At 71.1% G+C, this 2,088-nt stretch carries 2 protein-coding genes; one reads left to right on the top strand and one right to left on the bottom strand.

Annotated elements, in window-relative coordinates:
• Positions 1-68: 68 nt before the first annotated feature.
• Positions 69-935 (bottom strand): bifunctional 5,10-methylenetetrahydrofolate dehydrogenase/5,10-methenyltetrahydrofolate cyclohydrolase, encoded by an 867-nt coding sequence (locus tag ACFV4K_RS35520; protein WP_379280671.1) that lies wholly within the window; start codon positions 933-935, stop codon positions 69-71.
• Between the two features lie 283 nt (positions 936-1,218).
• Between ACFV4K_RS35520 and ACFV4K_RS35515 the strand changes: the two genes are divergently transcribed.
• A complete protein-coding gene (locus tag ACFV4K_RS35515; protein WP_379280670.1) occupies positions 1,219-2,079 on the top strand; it encodes a YdcF family protein in 861 nt (286 codons plus the stop codon).
• Positions 2,080-2,088: the final 9 nt, after the last annotated feature.

Below are 2,088 nucleotides of genomic sequence, written 5' to 3'. Positions count from 1 at the left end.
GAATCGGACCGATTCCCGCGCCGGGCGCTCCCTGATTTCTGTCCGGGATCAGCGGCTTCTGTCCGGGATCAGCGGCCGGATTCGGCGGCCTGGACCACGTGGCGCATGAGCAGCGCGGTGGTGACCGGGCCGACGCCGCCGGGGACCGGGCTCAGGGCCGCGGCCTTGCCGGTGACCGACTCGGCATTGACGTCGCCGGTGATATTGCCGTTGTCGTCCTCGTTGGTGCCGACGTCGATGACGACCGCGCCCTCGCGCACATGGTCGGCGGTGATCAGGCCCGCACGGCCGACCGCGGCGACCACGACATCCGCGGCCGAGGTGACGGCCGGCAGGTCGGTGGTGCGGGAGTGCGCGATGGTGACGGTCGCGTTCTCGGCCAGCAGCAGCTGCAGCAGCGGCTTGCCGACCACGTTCGAGCGGCCGACCACCGCGACGTGACGCCCTTCCAGCGGCACCCGGTGGAACTTGGCCAGTTCCACGACCGCCTCGGAGGTGGCGGGCGGGAAGCCCGCCGCTCCGCCTCTCCGCGCTTGGCCGGCGGCGAGCAGGCCCAGCGACAGCGGGCTCACGCCGTCGACGTCTTTGCCCGCGGCGATGGCGGAGCTGACGTCGTCGAGGGCGACGCCCTTGGGCAGCGGGGTCTGCAGCATGATCGCGTCGACCGAGGCGTCCCCGGAGAGCTCGGCGAGCTTGGCGCGGATCTCCTCGGCGGTGGCGTCGACGCCGAGATCGATGTTCTCGCAGGTGATTCCATTGCGCTCGGCGGCGCGGTTGAGCGACTTCACGTACCAGGCGCTGGCCGGGTCGTCGTTCGGGATCACGAGCGCCAGGCGCGGTGCGGCGCCCTGCTCGGCGAGGGCGGCGGCGCGCTGCTTGGTGTCGGCGTTGATGGCGGCGGCGAGTTCCTTGCCGATGAGCGAAGTCGTATCCACGGGTGCACAGCTTATCCGGCGCCGGGACCGTCCCCGTCCCACGTGTCCGCAATGTCCGTCCGGAACGCCGACATGTCCGCTCCGGTGCGTCCGCATTGTCCGGAGCGCGGCGGGCGTGTTCCCACACCCGGCGGGGCCGAACTCGCGAATTCAAACGGGCAAATACCCGACAACCGCCGTGTTCAGTCGTATCGTGTCTCCATCCAGCACTGGGCCAATAACCAGCTACTCCATTGATTTGCCAGCAAACGCAGGCGAGACACCCTCCGAAAGGTCGACAGCAGTGCAGATCGCCAGGCGCTTTCCCACCCTGCTCGCGGCAGCGGCCGCGACCATCGCCATCCTCGGCACCGGCACCGCGCACGCGGATCCCGCGGCGCTGTTCAACTCCGCACAGGACAACTTCACCAGCGGAAACGAGGCGGCCGGCCTGGCCGACCTGCGCCAATTGCTCAGTGAATCACCGGATGACGCGCAGGCGCTGGCCCTGCAGGCGATCTGGTCGGACTACGCCGGCGACATCATCACCCGCGAGCTGGCGATGAACCGCCTCAACGGCGTCGACGGGCGACTCGCCGACGGCACCCGGACCCTGTTCCGCGCCATCGGCGCCGCCGTCGGCACCCTGCCCAACCCGATCCCGGCCATCGCGGGCCCGCAGACCGGCATCGCGGTCCTCGGCTACGGCCTGCTCCCCGACGGGGCCATGCGCCCCGAACTGGTGAACCGCCTCCAGGCGGCCTGGCTGCAGGCCCTCGCCTCCCCCTTCTCCCCCATCCTGGTGACCGGCGGCAACCCGCAGAACGGCATCACCGAGGCGGCGGCCATGCAGGGCTGGCTGATCGGCCACGGCATCCCCGCCAACCGCATCCTCACCGACCACCGCGCCGGCTCCACCGTCCAGAACGCGCTGTTCGGCGTGCAGATGCTGCGCGACGCGGGCGCGACCAGCGCCATCGTGGTCACCTCCCCCAACCACATCCGCCGCGCGGTGGCCGACTTCATCGTCGCGGGCATGCCGGTCGTCGGCGCCACCACCTCCCTCGAGCAGCTCGTCTCCCAGCTGCCCCCGCCCGCCCGCAGCGGCCAGCGCGGCATCTACCTCGACACCACCCGGACCCTGCGCATCCCCACCGAACGCTGACTCCACGGC

Origin of the sequence: Nocardia sp. NPDC059764 (assembly GCF_042732555.1) — a bacterium.
Taxonomy (GTDB): Bacteria; Actinomycetota; Actinomycetes; order Mycobacteriales; family Mycobacteriaceae; genus Nocardia.
This window is presented reverse-complemented; position numbering and strand designations above follow the sequence as displayed.